This is a genomic window from Actinomadura sp. RB99 (assembly GCF_014706005.1).
Lineage (GTDB): Bacteria > Actinomycetota > Actinomycetes > Streptosporangiales > Streptosporangiaceae > Spirillospora.
Genome location: NZ_JABMCA010000082.1, coordinates 25,178 through 41,456, shown reverse-complemented (window position 1 = coordinate 41,456; position 16,279 = coordinate 25,178). Strand labels below are relative to the sequence as shown.

Below are 16,279 nucleotides of genomic sequence, written 5' to 3'. Positions count from 1 at the left end.
GGGCGCGGCGCGCCGCGCCCGGGTCCCCGCCCAGCCCCCAGGCGAGGGCCACCGCGCCGGCGAGGCCGCCGGCGATGAGCGTGCGGCGCCGTCCCCGGCGGTGGCAGGCCGGCGAGGGCGTCCCGGTCACGGCCCGGGGGCGGTCTTGATCTGGTTCGCCGGGTCGGTCAGCGGGTCGGTGACGGGCGCGTCGCCGGTGGTCAGCGCGTGCTCGACGGCGAACCGGTCGAAGGCGGGGGTGACGGTCGGGGCCTGCTGGCGGCCGCCCGCCGCGTAGGAGGCGGTGCCGAGCCCGATGAACAGGGTCGCGGCGCCCACCACGAGGTAGCGGCGGCGGTGCCGGGTCAGCCCGGCGGCGCGGGCGCCCGGCCGGGTGTCGCGGGGCCGGCCGGCCGGCGCCGTCCGGGCGGGCCGGACGGATGATCGCAGCGGCCGGGCGGGCGGCGCGGGACGCATCGGCTGGGTGGTCGCGGGCGGCTCCGGAGCGGAGCCGGCGTCGGCGCCCATGGAGCGCAGGCGGTTCAGGAAGTCGCCGGACGGCAGGTCGTCGGCGCCGTCGGAGGCGGGGATCGCGCTCAGCCCGCGCAGCCGGCCCTTGACGCGGCGCAGCTCGTCGGCCTCGGCCCGGCAGGCGGCGCAGCCGGCCAGGTGGGCGAGGGCGCGGTCGCGGTCGGCGGGGTCCAGCTCGTCGTCGATCAGAGCGGTCAGGCGCTCACCAAGGCAGCTCACACGGCCTCCTCACGCAGGGACGACCCCCCGCGCCCCCCGGCGGCCCCCGGATGGATGCCCTTGCTACGCCTGGTCATGACGCCCCTGTTCGTTCCGTTCTCCTCCGCGCGCGGCCCCGCTGCCACGCGCGCGGTCGCTACACGCCCTCCGGCTGCGGCCGGACGTCGCCGGCCGTGCTCGGGTCGGCGCCGTCGGCTGCCCGCACGCTACCGGTGCCGGAGATCGCCGCATCGGCCCGCTCCCCCACCGCGGCGGCCTCTGCGACGGCCTCGGTGGCCTGCCAGTCGTTGCGCGTCCCGGGACGGCGCCGGGTCGGTGCCCGGTGCTCCAGCGCGGCCCGCAACTGCGCCCGGCCCCGGTGGATGCGGCTCCGCACGGTGCCGAGCTTGACGCCCAGCGTGGCGGAGATCTCCTCGTAGGACAGGCCCTCGATGTCGCACAGCACGACGGCCGCGCGGTACTCGGGGGCCAGCGCGTCCAGCGCCGCCTGCACGTCGGCGTCGAAGTTGGTGTCGTCGAACGCCTGAGCGGGCGTGGGCTCGCGGCCCTGCAGCCGCTCGGCGGCGTCGTCGGCGAGTCCCTCGAAGCGGATGCGCTGGCGGCGCCGCGCCATGTCGAGGAACAGGTTCGTGGTGATCCGGTGCAGCCAGCCCTCGAACGTGCCGGGCGTGTAGTTCGACAGCGAGCGGAACACGCGGACGAAGACCTCCTGCGTGAGGTCCTCCGCGTCGTGCTGGTTGCCGGTGAGCCGGTAGGCGAGCCGGTACACGCGCGCGGAGTGCTCGCGGACGACCTCGTCCCATGACGGCGGCGCCCATTCGGCCTCGGGGGCGTTCTCACGCGCGGCGTTTCCCAGCCCCTGCCTGGGGCCGACCCCCACAGCGCCTCTAAAACTCAGTGCTGCGACTCCCATGGTGCCGGGCTGTTCCTCTCTGGTGAGCCAAGACTCTTCGCCTTGGAACGGCACGGTCTCGCCTGGGCTGGGGCGGTTCTGGACCGGTTCGGTGCTCGTGGTTCCACCCACCGGACGGCGGGTGCTTACGTCTGCTGCAACGCGCTGGAACTCCGGATGGTTCCCGGTCAGCGATATGGTCTTTCCAGCATGAGCCAGGCGGGGGTCCCGCGAGGAGGCAGCCATCGACGCCATTCAGGCCACCCTGGCCTACGTGGAGGATTACCTCCCCGAAGACGAGCCACTGCTGGAGGCCCGGCGGCGCGGCCACGAGATCGGCGCGACCCCGATCGGCCCGGCGGGCGGCGCCGCGCTGCGCTTCCTGGCGTCCCTGCTGGGCGCCCGGACGGTCGTGGAGGTCGGCTCGGGCTGCGGGGTGTCCGGCGTGTACCTGATGCGGGGGATGCCGAAGGACGCGGTGCTGACCAGCGTCGACATCGAGCCCGAGCACCAGCGGCTGGCGAAGCTCGCCTACCGCGAGGCGGGCCTGTCCGCGTTCCGCACCCGGATGATCATCGGTCCGGCGCTGGAGGTGCTGCCGCGGCTCACCGACGGCGCCTACGACATGGTCTTCTGCGACGCGGCGAAGTACGAGTACCCGGAGTACCTGTCGGCGGCGCTGCGGCTGCTGCGGCCGGGCGGCGTCGTCGCGTTCGACAACGCGCTGTGGCAGCACCGCGTCGCCGACCCGGACGCCCGCGACCCCGAGACCGAGGCGATCCGCGAGGTGCACCGGGCGGTCCGCGAGGACGAGCGGCTCGTCCCCCTGCTGGTCCCGGTGGGCGACGGCCTGCTGTGCGCGGTGAAGCGCGACTGACCGGTGACCGGAGTGGAGCGCCAGCGGAACGGAGGTCGCCGGTCAGTCGGCCTTTCCGGGGGGTCTGGGGGGTCGTCCCCCCAGAAGGGAAGCGACCGGTGACCGGAGTGGAGCGCCAGGCGGACGAAGCCGACGCCGCTGAGGGGCCGGCGGACGCGGGGCGGGACGTGCCCGGCGAGGTGTTCGCGGTCCGCGACCGCGTGACGTGGCGGGCGGTCTGGCGGCTCGCCGCGTTCCTGATCCTGTTCGTGGCGTCGATCGGGTTCGTCGCGGGCGGCGTGATCCGCGGCGCGGGCGTCGGCAGCATCACGTTCATGGTCATCGGCGTCGCGGGCTTCCTGCTGTTCGGCGCGGGCCTGGCCGTGTCGCTCGGCGGGCTGGTCGCGCGCCGTCCCGTCCTGGAGCTGGACGCCTCGGGGGTGCGGCGGCCGGCGCGCTGGCCGCTGCCGCGCCGGGCCGGGCGGCACCTGCCCTGGGACGAGGTGGCGGCGATCACGGCGCTGCGCCGGGGCGTCCCCGGCACGCGCCGCGGCGAGCAGGACTACGTGGTGTTCCTGCCGACGCAGGAGCTGGCGGAGATGGCACGCACGTCCGACCGGCCCGTCCTGGTGGCGCTGACGATGCGGGACGTCCCGGCGACGGCGGCGGCGGTGCCGTGGTGCTTCGCGGTCGGTCCCGGCTGGGACGCGGCCCTCCCCAAGATCGTCAAGGAGGCCCGGCGGCGCCGCCGCGTGCCCGTCATCGACCGCCGCACCCGCTGACGCGCGGCCCCGGGACGGCGCCGCGCCGCCCGCCGGCTCGGGTCAGGCGGTGAGCCAGTCGAGGAGGAGGCGGGTGCCGTAGCCGGTGGCGCCGCGGGTGATCTCGGCGTCGTCGGAGGTGGCGCGGCCGGGGCCGGCGATGTCCAGGTGGGCCCAGGTGCGGTCGCCGACGAACTCGCGCAGGAACAGCGCCGCCGCGATCGCGCCGCCGTTGAAGCCGCCGCGGCCCATGTTGCTGACGTCGGCGACGTCCGACTCGATCGCCTCGCGGTAGTCGTCGACGAGCGGCAGCCGCCACAGCGGCTCGCCCGCCGCGGCCCCGGCCGCCGTCAGGGCCTCGGCGAGGGCGTCGTCGTTGCTGAACAGCGCGCCGTGCCGCAGTCCCAGCGCGACCTTGGCGGCGCCGGTGAGGGTCGCGACGTCCACGACCGCGTCGGGGTCGAGCTCGGCGTCGGCGTAGGCGAGGGCGTCGGCGAGGACGAGCCGTCCCTCGGCGTCGGTGTTCAGCACCTCGGAGGTCTTGCCGCCGTAGTGGGCGATGACGTCGCCGGGCCGCATGGAGCCGCCGGACGGCATGTTCTCCGCGGCGGCGACCAGGCCGGTGACGCGGGCGCGGACGCCGAGGCCGCGCAGCGCGCTCATCACGGCGATGACCACGCCGCCGCCCGCCATGTCGGTCTTCATGGTCTTCATGCCGTCGTTCGGCTTGAGCGACAGGCCGCCGCTGTCGAACGTGATCCCCTTGCCGACGAGCACGACGTGCCGGTCGGGCGTCCCGTCGGGGGTGTAGGACAGCTCGATCAGGCGCGGCGGGCGGACGGAGCCGGAGCCCACCGCCAGCAGGCCGCCGAACCCGCCCTCGACCAGCTCCTTCTCGTCCCGGACCCGGACGGTGAGGCCCGCCTCGCGGGCGACCTCCTCGGCGCGGGCGGCGAGCCAGGACGGGTCCTTCTCGCCGGACGGGGTGTTGGTGAGGTCGCGGGCGAGGGCGGTGGCGCGGGCCCGCGCGGTGCCGCGCTCGATCGCGGGCGCGTCCGCGTCGGGGCCGGCCTCGGTCAGCACGGCGAGGGTGCCGAGCGGGCCCTTGGGCGCGGCGGCGCCGATCCGGAACTCGTAGGAGGCGAGCAGGGCGCCCTCGACGAAGGCGGCGAGGTCGCCGGAGGGGACCCCCGCGACGAGGGCCGTGCGGCCGCGGCCGCGGCGCGCGAGGGCCGCGCCGGCCTTGCGCAGCTCCGCGGGGGCCGCCTCGCCCACCCCGTACAGCAGCAGCTCGCGGACCTTGCCGCCGACCTGGACGGGGGCGGCGACGATCTCGCCCGCCTCGCCCTTGGCGCCGTGCAGCGCCAGCAGCTCGTCCAGGGTGAACGGCAGGGACTTCGCGACCTCGGCGTCCGGGGCGACCGGGCCGGAGCGGACGGGGACCGCCACCGCCTCCGCCTCGAGGTCGACCGCGGTGCCGGTCACGGTGCCGCCGGCGCCGTGGATGCGGGTCTCGATGGGCATGGCGACGGATCCCCCCTGGGCTGAGCTTTTACCGGATGTGCGGTGTACGGGAACGGCGATGGTCCCGGCGAGCACGCCGGGACCTTCGCCGGAGAGCCGGGAACGGCGGAGCCGTCAGCCCACGACGCCCTTGAGGGCCTCGCCGAGCTCCTTGGCCTCGTCGGCGGAGAGCTCGACCACAAGGCGGCCGCCGCCTTCGAGCGGGACCCGCATGACGATTCCGCGCCCCTCCTTGGTCACTTCGAGCGGACCGTCTCCCGTCCGCGGCTTCATCGCCGCCATGCGTGCATCCCCTTCCTGCCTAAAGGCCCCGCTTGGGGCCGTTTGGAGCCTCCGGGCACCGTTGGCCGCGTGGCCGCCTGTCGCATCCGCGTCATCAGTAGTGGTCCATTATCTCGTCTCCTGGGCGCGAAGTGGTAACGATCAGCCTCCAGATCGGAAGACTGCAGGCGTACGGGGCACTCCGGCGCTGATCTACCGGCATCGCCCCGGTCACCGGGAGCGAGGCGGAAGAAGCGGCCCGAAGCCCACCGGACGGTCACGCCGGGTGCACGGGAACGGAACGGCACTTGCCCGCCGCGCCCCGGTTCGTCGATGGTTGCCGGGGAAGATCTACCGAGGACCGGGAGGGTGCCGCATGTCCGAGACCGTGCTGTACGACGTGACCGACGGTGTGGGAACTATCACACTGAACCGTCCGGACGCGATGAACTCGCTGACGGCGGAGATGAAGGGCGCGCTGCTGGAGACGGTCCGGCGCGCCTCGGCGGACGCGTCGGCCCGCGCGGTCATCCTCACCGGCGCGGGACGGGCCTTCTGCGCCGGTCAGGACCTGCGCGAGCACGCCGACAACCTGGCGGCCGGCAGGGGGCTCGACGGCACCGTGACCAAGCACTACAACCCGATCGTGCTGGCGATCGCGGGGATGGCGAAGCCGGTCGTCGCGGCGGTGAACGGGGTGGCGGCGGGCGCGGGCGCGGCGCTGGCGTTCGCCTGCGACCTCGCGGTGGCCGCGGACACGGCGCGGTTCGCGACGGCCTTCACCGGCATCGGCCTGGCGCCCGACAGCGGCATGTCGTGGACGTTGCAGCGGCTGGTCGGCCGGTCGAAGGCGGCGGAGCTGCTGCTGCTCGGCGACCCGCTGAAGGCGCCCGAGGCGCTGGAGCTCGGCCTGGTCAACCGGGTCGTCCCGGCGGACGAGCTGGCTCCCGCCTCGGTGGAGCTGGCGCGGCGCCTCGCGGCGGGCCCGACCGTGGCGTACGCGGCGGTGAAGCAGGCGCTCGACCACGCGGCGACGCACGACCTGGCATCCGCGCTGGAGCGCGAGGCCGTGCTGCAGGACGAGTGCGCGGCGACGTCCGACCACCAGAACGCGACCGAGGCGTTCCTGAAGAAGCAGAAGCCCGCCTTCGAGGGCCGTTAGGGGCTCCACGCGCGCGCGGGGTGGGGACAGCCCCACCCCCGTTTCTGGAGCGCGCGCCAATGTGCCGGAAGGCCCGCGGCGGTTGGCTTGAGGGCATGACACAAGCATCCGCCGCACCGCCCGCGGGGCAGGTCCGCGATCACGTCGCCGTCGCGTCCGGCCTGGTCAAGTCGTACGGGACGGGCGACGGCGCGGTGACCGCACTGCGCGGCGTCTCGGCCTCGTTCGCGCGCGGGCAGTTCACCGCGATCATGGGGCCGTCCGGCTCCGGCAAGTCGACCTTCCTGCACTGCCTGGCGGGGCTGGACACGGTGACGTCCGGCTCGGTGCTGATCGGCGGCGTGGAGATCACCGGGCTGTCCCGCACGCGGCTGACCAAGCTGCGCCGCGACCGGCTCGGGTTCGTGTTCCAGTCGTTCAACCTGCTGCCGATGCTGACGGCGGAGGAGAACATCCGGCTGACCGGGCGGCTCGGGAACCGCCGCACGGACCGGCGGTGGTTCGACACGGTCGTGGACGCGCTGGGCCTGCGCGAGCGCCTCGGGCACCGGCCGAGCGAGCTGTCCGGCGGGCAGCAGCAGCGCGTCGCGGTCGCGCGGGCGCTGCTGACCCGGCCGGAGGTGCTGTTCGCCGACGAGCCGACGGGCAACCTCGACTCGCGCTCCGGCGCCGAGGTGCTGGGGTTCCTGCGCTCGGCGGTGGACTCCTACGGCCAGACCGTGGTCATGGTGACGCACGACCCGGCCGCCGCCGCGCACGCCGACCGGGTGCTGTTCCTCGCCGACGGCATGATCGTCCACGAGCTCGCCGGGCCGACCATCGACCAGGTGCACGCCGTGATGCGCCGGATGGGCGGCTGATCCCCATGTGGCTCATCGCGCGGCGCTCGTTCGCCGAGGGCTGGCTGCGGCTGGCCGCCACGATGCTCGCGGCGCTGTTCTCCATCGGCCTGATCGCGGGCTCGCTGCAGTTCACGCTGCGCGCGCAGGAGGCCGTCTCCGGCAGCGACGCGAGCGAGTACGCGCGCGCCGACGTGCTCGTCCAGGGTGGCTCGGTCGACCCCGACGACCCGTACGCGGTCCCGGACGGCCGGGTCGCGCTCGCGCGGGTCGCGGGACGGCCCGGCGTCGCCGCCGTGGCCGGGGACGCGTCCGTCCCGGTGACCGCGAGCGGCGCCGGCCACAAGACGATCATGCCGCCGGCCGGGGCGCGGACCCTGCTGCGGCCGTGGACGTCCGAGGCCGCGCTCAACCCGTACCACCTGGAGTCCGGGCGCGCGCCCGCCGCCGGCGGCGAGGTCGCCGTCACCCGGCACGCCGCCCGCGCCGGGAAGCTGGGCACCGGCGACACGATGACCGTCATGACGCCGAAGCAGGCCCTCACGATGAAGGTCGTCGGCATCGTCACCGTGCAGGGGCACAGCGCCGTCGCGAGCGGCGACCTGCTCCTCGCGCCGCCCGCGACGGTCCAGCAGGTCGCCGGGCTGCCCGCCGGGACCTGGCAGTCCGCCTGGGTGAAGGCCGCCCCCGGCGTGCCGCCCGCGAAGCTGCGCGGCGAGCTGACCCGCGCGTTCGGCTCCGCCGCGACCGTCCGGACGGCGAGCGGCGTCCGGCACGCGCAGTCCGCCGACCTGCAGGGCGCCGGCGCGTCCGTCGGCGGCGCCATCGGGATGCTGTCGTCCGTCGCGGTGTTCGTCGGCCTGTTCGTGGTGTCCAACACCTTCGGCACCCTCGTCCGGCAGCGGACCCGGCGGCTCGCGCTGCTCGGCGCGATCGGCGCCACCCCGCGGCAGATCAAGCGGCTGATCCGGCTGGAGGCGCTCGTCCTCGGCGTCGTCGCGTCGGCCGGCGGCGTCCTGCTCGGCTACGCCGTCTCCGAGCTGCTGACCAGGCTGTTCGCGCAGGACGGCTTCGACATCACCGCCGCCGACGCGCAGTACGGCTGGATCGCCCTCGCCGTCCCGGCCGCCGTCGGGATCCTCGTCACCCAGCTCGCCGCGTGGCGGGCCGCCCGGAAGGCGGCGCGCATCTCCCCTATGCAGGCGCTCAGGGCGGCGAGCGCCGACACGACCGGCCGCCGCTGGCCCCGCCTCGCCGGCGCCTTCGCGGTCTTCGCCTGCGCGTGGATGTTCTTCGGACCCGTCTGGGCGATCCGCGCCGAGGAGCCGCCCGGACCCGACCGCACCGTCGGGATCGCGGTGCTGATCCTGATGGGCTGCATGACGACCGTCGCGGCCCTCGCCGTGCTCGGGCCGTTCTTCGTCGGCCCCCTCGGCGGCCTGGTCGGGCGGATCGGGATGGCCGTCAGCGGTGAGGCCGGACGGCTCGCCCGCGCCACGATCACCCGCAGCCCGCGCCGCGTCTCGTCCGCCGCCTCGTCGCTGATGCTCGGCGTCGCCCTCGTCGGCGCCACCGCGATGATCGTGATGTCGGCGAACGGCCGCTTCGACGAGGCCGGACGGCAGGTGATGCGGGCCGACCACGCCATCGCCGCGACCGGGAAGACCGCCGACGGACCGGCGCCGCTGCCCCGCGACCTCGCCGCGAAGGCCGCCGCCGTCCCGGGCGTCGCGCACGCCGCCGCCCTCACCGCCTCCCAGGTCAAGCTCGTCTCGCCCCAGCCGAAGTCCCACGACGGCGACAGCGACTCCCTCTACATCGCCGTGACCGGCGTGGACCAGGGCGCGCTGCCGTCCGTGCTCCGGCTCGGCGGGCACCTGCCGGCCCTGCCGGACGGGCGGATCGGGCTCACCTCCGCGATCATGAAGGCGAAGGGCCTGCACAAGGGCCAGCGGATCGTGGTCGCGGGCGCGCGGGGCCGCGTCCCGCTCACCGTCGCGGGCGCCTACCACGACCCGTCCCACCTGTTCGCCGACGGCGCGCTCGTCGCCCCGTCCACCATGGACCGCCTCGACCCCGATGCCGCCGCCCAGGCGATCCTGGTCAGCGGCGGGTCGGCGGACGCGCTGTCGCGCGCGGTCGCGGGCCTGCCCGGCGTCGAGGTCATGGACCGGCACGCCTACGTCGAGCGGGCCGCGGGCTCGATGACCAAGGGCATGAGCGTCATCTACGGGTTCATCGGGATGTCGCTGGTCCTGTCGCTGTTCGGGATGGCCACCACCGTCTCGATGAGCGTCGCCGAACGGACCCGCGAGTTCGGCCTGCTCGGCGCCGTCGGCGCGACGGTGACGCAGATCCGGGCGATCGTCCGCTGGGAGGCCGCCACGGTCGTCCTGCTCGGCGGCCTCCTCGGCATCGGCGCCGCCGTCGGCACGGTCGCCGTCCTGCACGCCGGGACCGGCAGCTCGTTCCTCACCCCGGACCCGCCCTGGTGGCTGTTCGTCCTGGTCGCCGCCGGCGCCGCCGCCGTCACCCTCGCCACCTCGGCCCTCCCCGCCCGCCGGGCCTCCGCGATCCCCGTCCTGGAGGCCGCCAAGGCCGAGTGACCGTCAGGTGTACGCGCCTCGTCGATGGCACCCCGTCAGGTGGTCGTCGACGAGGCCGCACGCCTGCATGAGGGCGTACGCGGTGGTGGGGCCGACGAACCGGAAGCCGTGCTTCTTCAGCTCCTTGGCGAGGGCCTTCGAGCCGTCGGTGGAGGCGGGGACGTCGGACGTGTCGGCGTACGCGGGGGCGTCGGGGTCGGCGTAGCGCCAGGCCGTGGTGGCGAGGCCGCCGGGCAGGTCGAGCGCGGCGCGCGCGTTCGCGATCGCCGCGTCGATCTTCGCGCGGTTGCGGACGATCGACGCGTCGGCCATCAGCCGCGCGACGTCGTCCGGCCCGAACGCGGCGACCTTCTCGGGATCGAAGCCGCAGAACGCCGCGCGGAACCCCTCCCGCTTGCGCAGGATCGTCAGCCAGGACAGCCCCGACTGGAACGCCTCCAGGCACAGCCGCTCGTAAAGGCCCTGGTCGTCGCGGACGGGACGACCCCACTCCTCGTCGTGGTAGGCGATGTAGTCGGGGGCCGACAGCCCCCACGGGCAGCGGGCCAGCCCGTCCTCGCCTCGGATAGCGGTGCTCACCGGCCCGTTCTACCTCATGCCTCCGACAGAACGGCCCGGGTCGGGGAAGGCCGGGTCAGGACGGGCCGGCCGCCAGCGCGGCGAGCCGCCGCAGCCCGAGGCGCATGAACGCCTTCACGACGGGGCCGAGGACCAGCCATCCGGCCCGTCCGAGGACACCGAGCGGCAGGTCGACGCGTTCCGCCCACACGACGCGGCTGCCCTTCCCGTACGGGAGCACCTCGAACCGGGCCTCCCCGCGCACGAGCCGCCCGGTGTGCCGGACGGCGACGAGCCGCCCGGCCCGCCAGCCGGTGATGACCATGGTGTCGAGGAAGCCGACGGGGCCGACGCCCGTCCACGCCCTCAGCTCGGCGCCGACCTCGCGGCCGCCCTCGGCGCGGGTGAACGGCATCCAGTCGGCGTGCCTCGGCCAGTCGGTGAGGACCTCGAAGACCCGCTTCGGCGGTGCGTCGGAGAGCGCCTCGGCGTGGACGGCGACCTCGCTCACGGAATGTCCCATGGCCCGTCCTTGCCCGATTCCGGGTCGTCGTCCCCCTCGTCCTGCGGCTCGCCGTCCTCGCGCAGCCGGATCGGCGGGGCCTCCTGCTCGGGGAAGTGCGGGTCCTGGAGGCCGTGCAGCGCGCCGATCCGCTCCGGCTCGGGCGCCACCGTCGCGCCGCGGCGCAGGTCGTCGACCTGCCGCTCCAGGTCGGCCACGCGGGCGTCGCGCTCGGCGAGGGCGCGGGCGAGGTCGCGGAACGCCTGGTCCGCCACGGGCGCCTGGTAGCCCCAGAACGCGCGGGGCAGCCGGAGCGAGAGGACCGTCCGGGGCGTGACGTACCGGCCGTCGCCGAGCGGCAGCGGCGGATGGTCGGGATGGGTCTCGGTCAGCTCGCCGCCCCGGCCCATCGCGAGGACGACGACGGAGCCCAGCACGGCCAGGCCCGCCAGCACGAAGACCACGACCAACATCTCGCTCCGATCTCCTCACGACTCCGCACCCCTGATCGTGCCACGCTTGGGCGCATGGGGTTGCACGAGGAGCGCGCCGGGTCGCGCGACGGCCTGATCCTGACGGGGCCGGAGCGGGCGCCGGACGGGACCGTGGACGCGGGCACGGCGCCCCCGGCGGCCCGGGTGAGCGAGCTGGTCGAGCGGGCAGGGCCGTCCGGCGCCGTCATGGTGGCGCTGGAGTCGGACGCGGCGGAGCCCGATCCCGGGCTGATGGCCGCCGCGTCCGTCTACGCGTGGCTGGGGGCGAGCGTGTTCCGGGTGCCGCCGTCGCAGGCGGACGGGGTGCGCCAGGTCCTCGACATGGTCGCCGCGATCCGCGGCACCCGCCCCCCGGCGGTCGCCCGCCGCGGCCTCGCCTAGCCCGCGGCGGCCCCGCCTGATCCGCCGCGGCCTCGCCCAGGCCGTCGCGGGCCCGCCGGCTCAGGCGCGGAGCTTGTGCCAGGGACCGGTGATCGCGAAGGTGACGCCGGGGCCCTCCTGCCGGTTGGCGAAGAGGATCCTGCCGTCCGGGGAGAACGTGACGCCGGTGAACTCGCTGCCGTTGAGGGCGTTGCGGGCCATCGCGAACGGCTTGCCGGCCTTGGTGGTGCCGACGAGATGCTGGTCGCCGTCGCCGTCCTCGGCCAGCATCACGCCGCCGCCGTACGGGGAGACGGTGATGTTGTCCGGGCCGTCGAACCTGCCGCCCGGCTTGAACACCAGCTGCAGCTCGATCTCGTTCTTGCGCGGGTCGTAGGTCCAGACCTGGCCGGCGTGCTCGGCGGCGCCGCCGTCGGCCTTGTGGGAGTAGGAGCAGACGAAGTACGCCTTGCCGTGGCCCCACCAGGCGCCTTCCAGCTTCTGGCTGCGGGTGACGTCGTCGAGCTGCATGCGGGTCGACTCGGTCTTCGCCGACGGGTCCGGCACGGCCACCCAGCGGCAGTGCAGCTTGGTGCCGGGCTCCTGGACGACCGACAGGTCCGGGACGTCCCGGACGTTCATCGCCTCCAGCCGTCCGCCCTGCAAGTAGGCGTGGTAGTCGCCGCGGTGCGCGCGCGGGCGGAACCGGTAGAACAGGCCGAACGGACCGTGCGCGTCCTCAGTGAGGTACGCGGTGAGGGTGTCGGGGTCGACGGCGACGGCCTCGTGGGCGAACCGGCCCAGCCCCGTCAGCGGGACGGGCTCGGTCCGCCGCCCGTGCGGGTCGACCTCGAAGACCCAGCCGTGGCTCTTGGTCTGGCCGGTGAAGCCCTCGGTCTCCTCGCAGGTCAGCCAGGTGCCCCAGGGGGTGCGGCCGCCCGCGCAGTTGGTGGACGTCCCGGCGAGGCTGACGTACTGCGACAGCAGGTCGCCGTCCTTGTCGACCTCCAGCGTGGTGGTGCCGCCGTTGGCCGCCGGGTCGTAGGTGAGGGCGGCGGGCGCGACGGCGCGGGTGCCGTTGTTGCTCTGCTCGTGGTTGCGGACGAGCCGGGTCCGGCCGGGCCTGCTGCCCGGGAAGGTGGCCGTGCCGTCGTGGTGGCCGGGGACGACGACGCCGTCGGAGATCGGGTCGCCCTCCGTCGACAGGGTCTTGTAGGAGAAGCCCTTGGGCAGGTCGAGGACGCCCTTGGGGTCGGGGATCAGGGGGCCGTAGCCGTAGGCCTCTCCGGTATCGGCGCCCGCGGAGGTCTGGAAGACGGAGTCGAGGCTTCCGGCCAGGGCGATGGACAGCGCGCCGGCGGCGCCGCCCTTCATGACACCGCGACGGGTCACGGACATGGTGCGGTCTCCTTCAACGTGAGGGGATCACGCAGGAGCGTCGCGGCCGGTGCTGAACCGGGGGTGAACGATCACCTGCCGGATGGCAAACCCCCAGGACAATCTTGGTCTTTTCCGGCGTCCGCCGCGCCGAAAGCGTCCCCCACGCTGCCGTGGGGGACGCGCGGGCGGGCGGGTCAGAGCTCGGCCTCGGCGTAGTCCTCGAAGCTCATCCCGATCTTCGGCTGGGAGCGTTCCAGCAGGTCGAACGCCTCCGGCACGGAGGACGACCAGCCGATCGCGTCCCAGATCTTCGGGCGGGCGAACCCCCGCTCGGTGAGGCCCTTCATCAGCTCGCGGAGCGGCTCGTACACGCCGGTCGGGTCGAGGATCACCACGGCCTTGTCGTGCATGCCGAGCGTCCGGGCGGTCCAGATCTCGAACAGCTCCTCCAGGGTGCCGATGCCGCCGGGCAGCACCAGGAAGGCGTCGCTGCGCCTGTCCATCTCGCCCTTGCGGGTCCGCATGTCGGGCGTGACGATCAGCTCGTCGCTGTCGTCGTCGGAGAGCTCGACGCTGACCAGCCCCTCGGGGATCACCCCGACGGTGCGGGCGCCGCCGGCCCGGGCGGCGCGGGCGACGGCGCCCATGCAGGACACCCGGCCGCCGCCGCTCACCAGGCTGTGCCCGCGCCGGGCCAGCTCGTCCCCGACCTCGGCGGCGAGGTCGACGTACCGCCGGTCGATCTTGGTGCTGGAGGAGCAGAACACGCAGACGGCCAGGGACATGGCGCACGCCTTTCGGTCGGGGACGAGGCGCTGCCCACTCTACGGAGCCGGCTACTCGGCGAGCTCGTCGCGCAGGCGCGGCGCGAGGGCGACCACGATGATCATCAGGACGAGGAAGACCACCATCACCGCGTGCAGCCCGGCGGCGTGGTTGAGCGCCCCGATGATCGGCGGCCCGGCCAGGAACCCGACGTAGCCGATGGTGGACGCGGCGGCGATGGCGGGCCCGGGCGATCCGGGCGTCCGCCGCGCCAGGTGGCTGTAGGTGACGGGGACGACGGCGGCGAGCCCGAGCCCGATCAGCGCGTACCCGGTCAGGCTCGTCCAGGTGAACGGGAGGGCGAGGGCGAGGACGGCGCCGGACGCGGCGAGGGCCGCGCAGCCGAACAGGTACCGGTGCGAGCCGGTGCCGGCGCGGATCCGGTCGGCGACGAGCCGGCCGGTCACCATCCCGGCCGAGAACACCGCGAACCCGGCGGCGGCGAGCCAGGTCGGCGCTCCGGCGACGTCGCGCAGGTAGATCGACCCCCAGTCGTTCACGGTGCCCTCCCCCATCAGGGCGCAGAAGGCGACGAGGCCGGGCGTCCACACGCCGCGACCGGGGCGGACGAGCGCGAGCCCGGGTCTGTCCGACCCCGGCGGGTCGGGCGGCAGGAACGCGGTCGCGACGAGGCAGAGGGTGGTCAGCAGCACGGCGGCCAGCATGAAGTGCGTCTCCGGGCTCAGCCCGGAGTGCACGGCCAGCCCGCCGGCCGCCGCGCCGGTGACGCCGCCGAGGCTGAACCTCGCGTGGAACCCGCCCATGAGGGGGCGGGCGCTGAGCCGCTCGGCCAGCGCGCCCTGGGTGTTCATGGCGACGTCCACGCAGCTGTTGGTGATGGCGAAGAAGGTGAGCGCGCCGGTCAGGCACAGCAGTTGCGGCGCCAGCCCGACGAGCGGGAGCGCGCCGAGGTAGATGCCGGCCCCGGCGAGGATGCGCCGGCTGCCGATCCGGGCGACCAGCAGGCCGGCCAGCGGCAGCCCGGCTAAGGCCCCGGCGGCCAGCCCGGTGAGCGCCACCGACAGGCCGCCGGGGGTGAGGTCCAGCGCGTCCCGGACGTCGGGCACCCGCGAGGCCCAGGTGGCGAAGGCGGCTCCGTTCGAGAAGAAGATCGCGCCGACGCCGGCGCGGGCGGCGCGGCCGCGGGCGACGGCCGGCGGGACCGGGGGGCCGGCTCCGGCGTCGTCGGTGCCCGCGCGGGGCCCGCCTCGTGTCCTGCTTCTGGGCATGCTCGACTCCCCTGGGGTGTGGGTGCGGTGCTCCGCCCGCGGCGCCGCCGGGCGCGGCGGCGCGCGGGCTCGAACCGAGGGCCCGCGCGATCGGCGTTCCGGCTGGGGCCGGGCACGCTCGCGCGGGCCATCGGGAGCGACTTTCTTGGAACGTTCCTACGCCGGGCCGACCGGCTCCGGTCCGGCCGGTTCCGGGCCGGCCGGCTCCGGCGCGGACGCCTGCGGGGCGGCGCTCACGCCTGGACGGCGGGCTCCCGGCTGAAGGCCACCGTCACGCTGGGCAGCTCGGGGAACGGGCCGAGGTGCTCGGCGAGGGACTTCAGCCCCGCCGCGAGCGTGATCTTCGGTTCGTACCCGATGCCGCGCAGCTTGGAGATGTCGGCCACCAGCCGGAAGCTGTCGGCCAGCTCCGACTCGTCCGGCTTCAGCCGGGACGGCTTGCCGGTGGCGACCGCGACGGCGTCGGCGAGGGCCCGCATGGACACCTCGCGTCCGCTGCCCATGTTGTAGACCTCTCCCGGCACCCCGTTCTCGGCGATGGTGATCAGCGCCGAGGCGACGTCCGAGACGTGCACGAAGTCGCGGGTCTTGCGGTCGATGTCGCCGACGACGGGGATCGGCAGCTCGTTCAGCTGCCAGCGCAGGAACTGCGACACCTCCCCGCCGGCGGTGCGCGGGTCCTCGCCGGGCCCGTACACGACGAACGAGCGGGCGATCATCACCTGGAGGCCGAGGGCGTCGTGCAGGCTGCGCAGCGTCAGCTCGCCGGACAGCTTGGACGCCCCGTACGGCAGGAACGGCGCGATCGGATGCTCCTCGGTCATCGGGAACGTCTGCGGCGTGCCGTAGACGATCGCCGAGGACATGTAGACCAGCCGGCGGACCTGGTTCTCCACGCAGGCGTTGCCGACGTTGCAGGTGCCGAGGCCGTTGACCTGGAAGTCGAACCTCGGGTTCTGGACGGACAGGGTGCCGCTGGCGTTGCCCGCCAGGTGGTAGACGATGTCGACGCCGCGCAGCGCCAGCAGCGTCTCGCCGTAGTCGCGCAGGTCCGCGCGCCGGTGCTGGACGCCCGGGAGGGCGCCCAGCTCCGGTGCGGGCTGGGCCAGGTCGACGACGATCACCTCGTTGCCGTCGTCGACCAGCCGTGCGACGAGGTTGCTCCCGACGAAGCCGGAGCCGCCGGTGACGGCGACGACCTTCCTCTGGGGGCGGGAACCGTTCGGTGTCTTGCCCATGGTGAGGCTCCAGACGTCATGTGCACCCTGCCGGGCGCACGAGGGGGTTGGTCTGCGGACGCG

At 74.9% G+C, this 16,279-nt stretch carries 16 protein-coding genes and 1 pseudogene; 6 read left to right on the top strand and 11 right to left on the bottom strand.

The window, feature by feature from the left end; genetic code table 11:
- Positions 1-126 precede the first annotated feature (126 nt).
- Positions 127-729 (bottom strand): zf-HC2 domain-containing protein, encoded by a 603-nt coding sequence (locus amrb99_RS42240; RefSeq protein ID WP_190867235.1) that lies wholly within the window; start codon positions 727-729, stop codon positions 127-129.
- Positions 730-1,042: 313 nt separating this feature from the next.
- Positions 1,043-1,642, bottom strand: a pseudogene (gene sigE / locus amrb99_RS42235) (RNA polymerase sigma factor SigE); the annotation flags it as partial.
- A 253-nt stretch (positions 1,643-1,895) separates the two neighbouring features.
- On the opposite strand from sigE, the gene amrb99_RS42230 reads away from it, so the two are divergent.
- Together amrb99_RS42230 and amrb99_RS42225 are read left to right on the top strand one after the other, a co-directional pair.
- The gene (locus amrb99_RS42230; RefSeq protein WP_190867233.1) at positions 1,896-2,498 is read left to right on the top strand and encodes a class I SAM-dependent methyltransferase; all 603 of its coding nucleotides are present in this window, start codon (positions 1,896-1,898) and stop codon (positions 2,496-2,498) included.
- A 98-nt stretch (positions 2,499-2,596) separates the two neighbouring features.
- A complete protein-coding gene (locus tag amrb99_RS42225) occupies positions 2,597-3,259 on the top strand; it encodes a hypothetical protein (RefSeq protein WP_194737653.1) in 663 nt (220 codons plus the stop codon).
- A 42-nt stretch (positions 3,260-3,301) separates the two neighbouring features.
- Here amrb99_RS42225 and amrb99_RS42220 read toward each other — a convergent pair whose 3' ends face one another.
- Positions 3,302-4,762, bottom strand: coding sequence for a leucyl aminopeptidase (locus tag amrb99_RS42220; RefSeq protein ID WP_190867232.1), 1,461 nt, complete (start codon positions 4,760-4,762; stop codon positions 3,302-3,304).
- 114 nt (positions 4,763-4,876) lie between these two features.
- A complete protein-coding gene (locus tag amrb99_RS42215; protein ID WP_083946426.1) occupies positions 4,877-5,044 on the bottom strand; it encodes a DUF3117 domain-containing protein in 168 nt (55 codons plus the stop codon).
- A gap of 355 nt (positions 5,045-5,399) precedes the next feature.
- Here amrb99_RS42215 and amrb99_RS42210 point away from each other — a divergent pair, with 355 nt between their 5' ends.
- The 3 genes from amrb99_RS42210 (at position 5,400) to amrb99_RS42200 (ending at position 9,630) form a co-directional block, all read left to right on the top strand.
- Entirely contained in the window at positions 5,400-6,185 is a 786-nt protein-coding gene (locus amrb99_RS42210) for an enoyl-CoA hydratase-related protein (protein WP_190867231.1), read from the top strand.
- Between the two features lie 95 nt (positions 6,186-6,280).
- Entirely contained in the window at positions 6,281-7,045 is a 765-nt protein-coding gene (locus amrb99_RS42205) for an ABC transporter ATP-binding protein (RefSeq protein ID WP_190867230.1), read from the top strand.
- 5 nt (positions 7,046-7,050) lie between these two features.
- Positions 7,051-9,630 (top strand): FtsX-like permease family protein, encoded by a 2,580-nt coding sequence (locus tag amrb99_RS42200; RefSeq protein WP_190867229.1) that lies wholly within the window; start codon positions 7,051-7,053, stop codon positions 9,628-9,630.
- A gap of 3 nt (positions 9,631-9,633) precedes the next feature.
- Here amrb99_RS42200 and amrb99_RS42195 read toward each other — a convergent pair whose 3' ends face one another.
- Genes amrb99_RS42195 through amrb99_RS42185 form a run of 3 tightly spaced genes read right to left on the bottom strand, consistent with a single transcriptional unit; the run spans position 9,634 to position 11,163 of the window.
- A complete protein-coding gene (locus amrb99_RS42195) occupies positions 9,634-10,209 on the bottom strand; it encodes a DNA-3-methyladenine glycosylase I (protein ID WP_190867227.1) in 576 nt (191 codons plus the stop codon).
- Positions 10,210-10,264: 55 nt separating this feature from the next.
- On the bottom strand, positions 10,265-10,711 hold the full coding sequence (locus amrb99_RS42190; protein WP_190867225.1) for an SRPBCC family protein: 447 nt from the start codon (positions 10,709-10,711) through the stop codon (positions 10,265-10,267).
- Positions 10,696-11,163: a hypothetical protein gene (locus tag amrb99_RS42185; protein ID WP_190867223.1), complete on the bottom strand. Its 468-nt coding sequence runs from the start codon at positions 11,161-11,163 to the stop codon at positions 10,696-10,698. Before amrb99_RS42185 ends, amrb99_RS42190 begins: the two co-directional genes overlap by 16 nt.
- Positions 11,164-11,217: 54 nt before the next feature.
- On the opposite strand from amrb99_RS42185, the gene amrb99_RS42180 reads away from it, so the two are divergent.
- Entirely contained in the window at positions 11,218-11,565 is a 348-nt protein-coding gene (locus amrb99_RS42180) for a hypothetical protein (RefSeq protein WP_241756453.1), read from the top strand.
- 60 nt (positions 11,566-11,625) lie between these two features.
- Here amrb99_RS42180 and amrb99_RS42175 read toward each other — a convergent pair whose 3' ends face one another.
- The 4 genes from amrb99_RS42175 to amrb99_RS42160 form a co-directional block, all read right to left on the bottom strand.
- The gene (locus amrb99_RS42175; protein WP_190867221.1) at positions 11,626-12,942 is read right to left on the bottom strand and encodes an alkaline phosphatase PhoX; all 1,317 of its coding nucleotides are present in this window, start codon (positions 12,940-12,942) and stop codon (positions 11,626-11,628) included.
- Between the two features lie 176 nt (positions 12,943-13,118).
- A complete protein-coding gene (locus amrb99_RS42170) occupies positions 13,119-13,709 on the bottom strand; it encodes a TIGR00730 family Rossman fold protein (RefSeq protein ID WP_190867219.1) in 591 nt (196 codons plus the stop codon).
- 51 nt (positions 13,710-13,760) lie between these two features.
- Positions 13,761-14,978, bottom strand: coding sequence for an MFS transporter (locus amrb99_RS42165; protein ID WP_190867217.1), 1,218 nt, complete (start codon positions 14,976-14,978; stop codon positions 13,761-13,763).
- Positions 14,979-15,211: 233 nt separating this feature from the next.
- Complete coding sequence (locus tag amrb99_RS42160) at positions 15,212-16,216, bottom strand: NAD-dependent epimerase/dehydratase family protein (protein ID WP_190867214.1); 1,005 nt, start codon at positions 16,214-16,216, stop codon at positions 15,212-15,214.
- Positions 16,217-16,279: the final 63 nt, after the last annotated feature.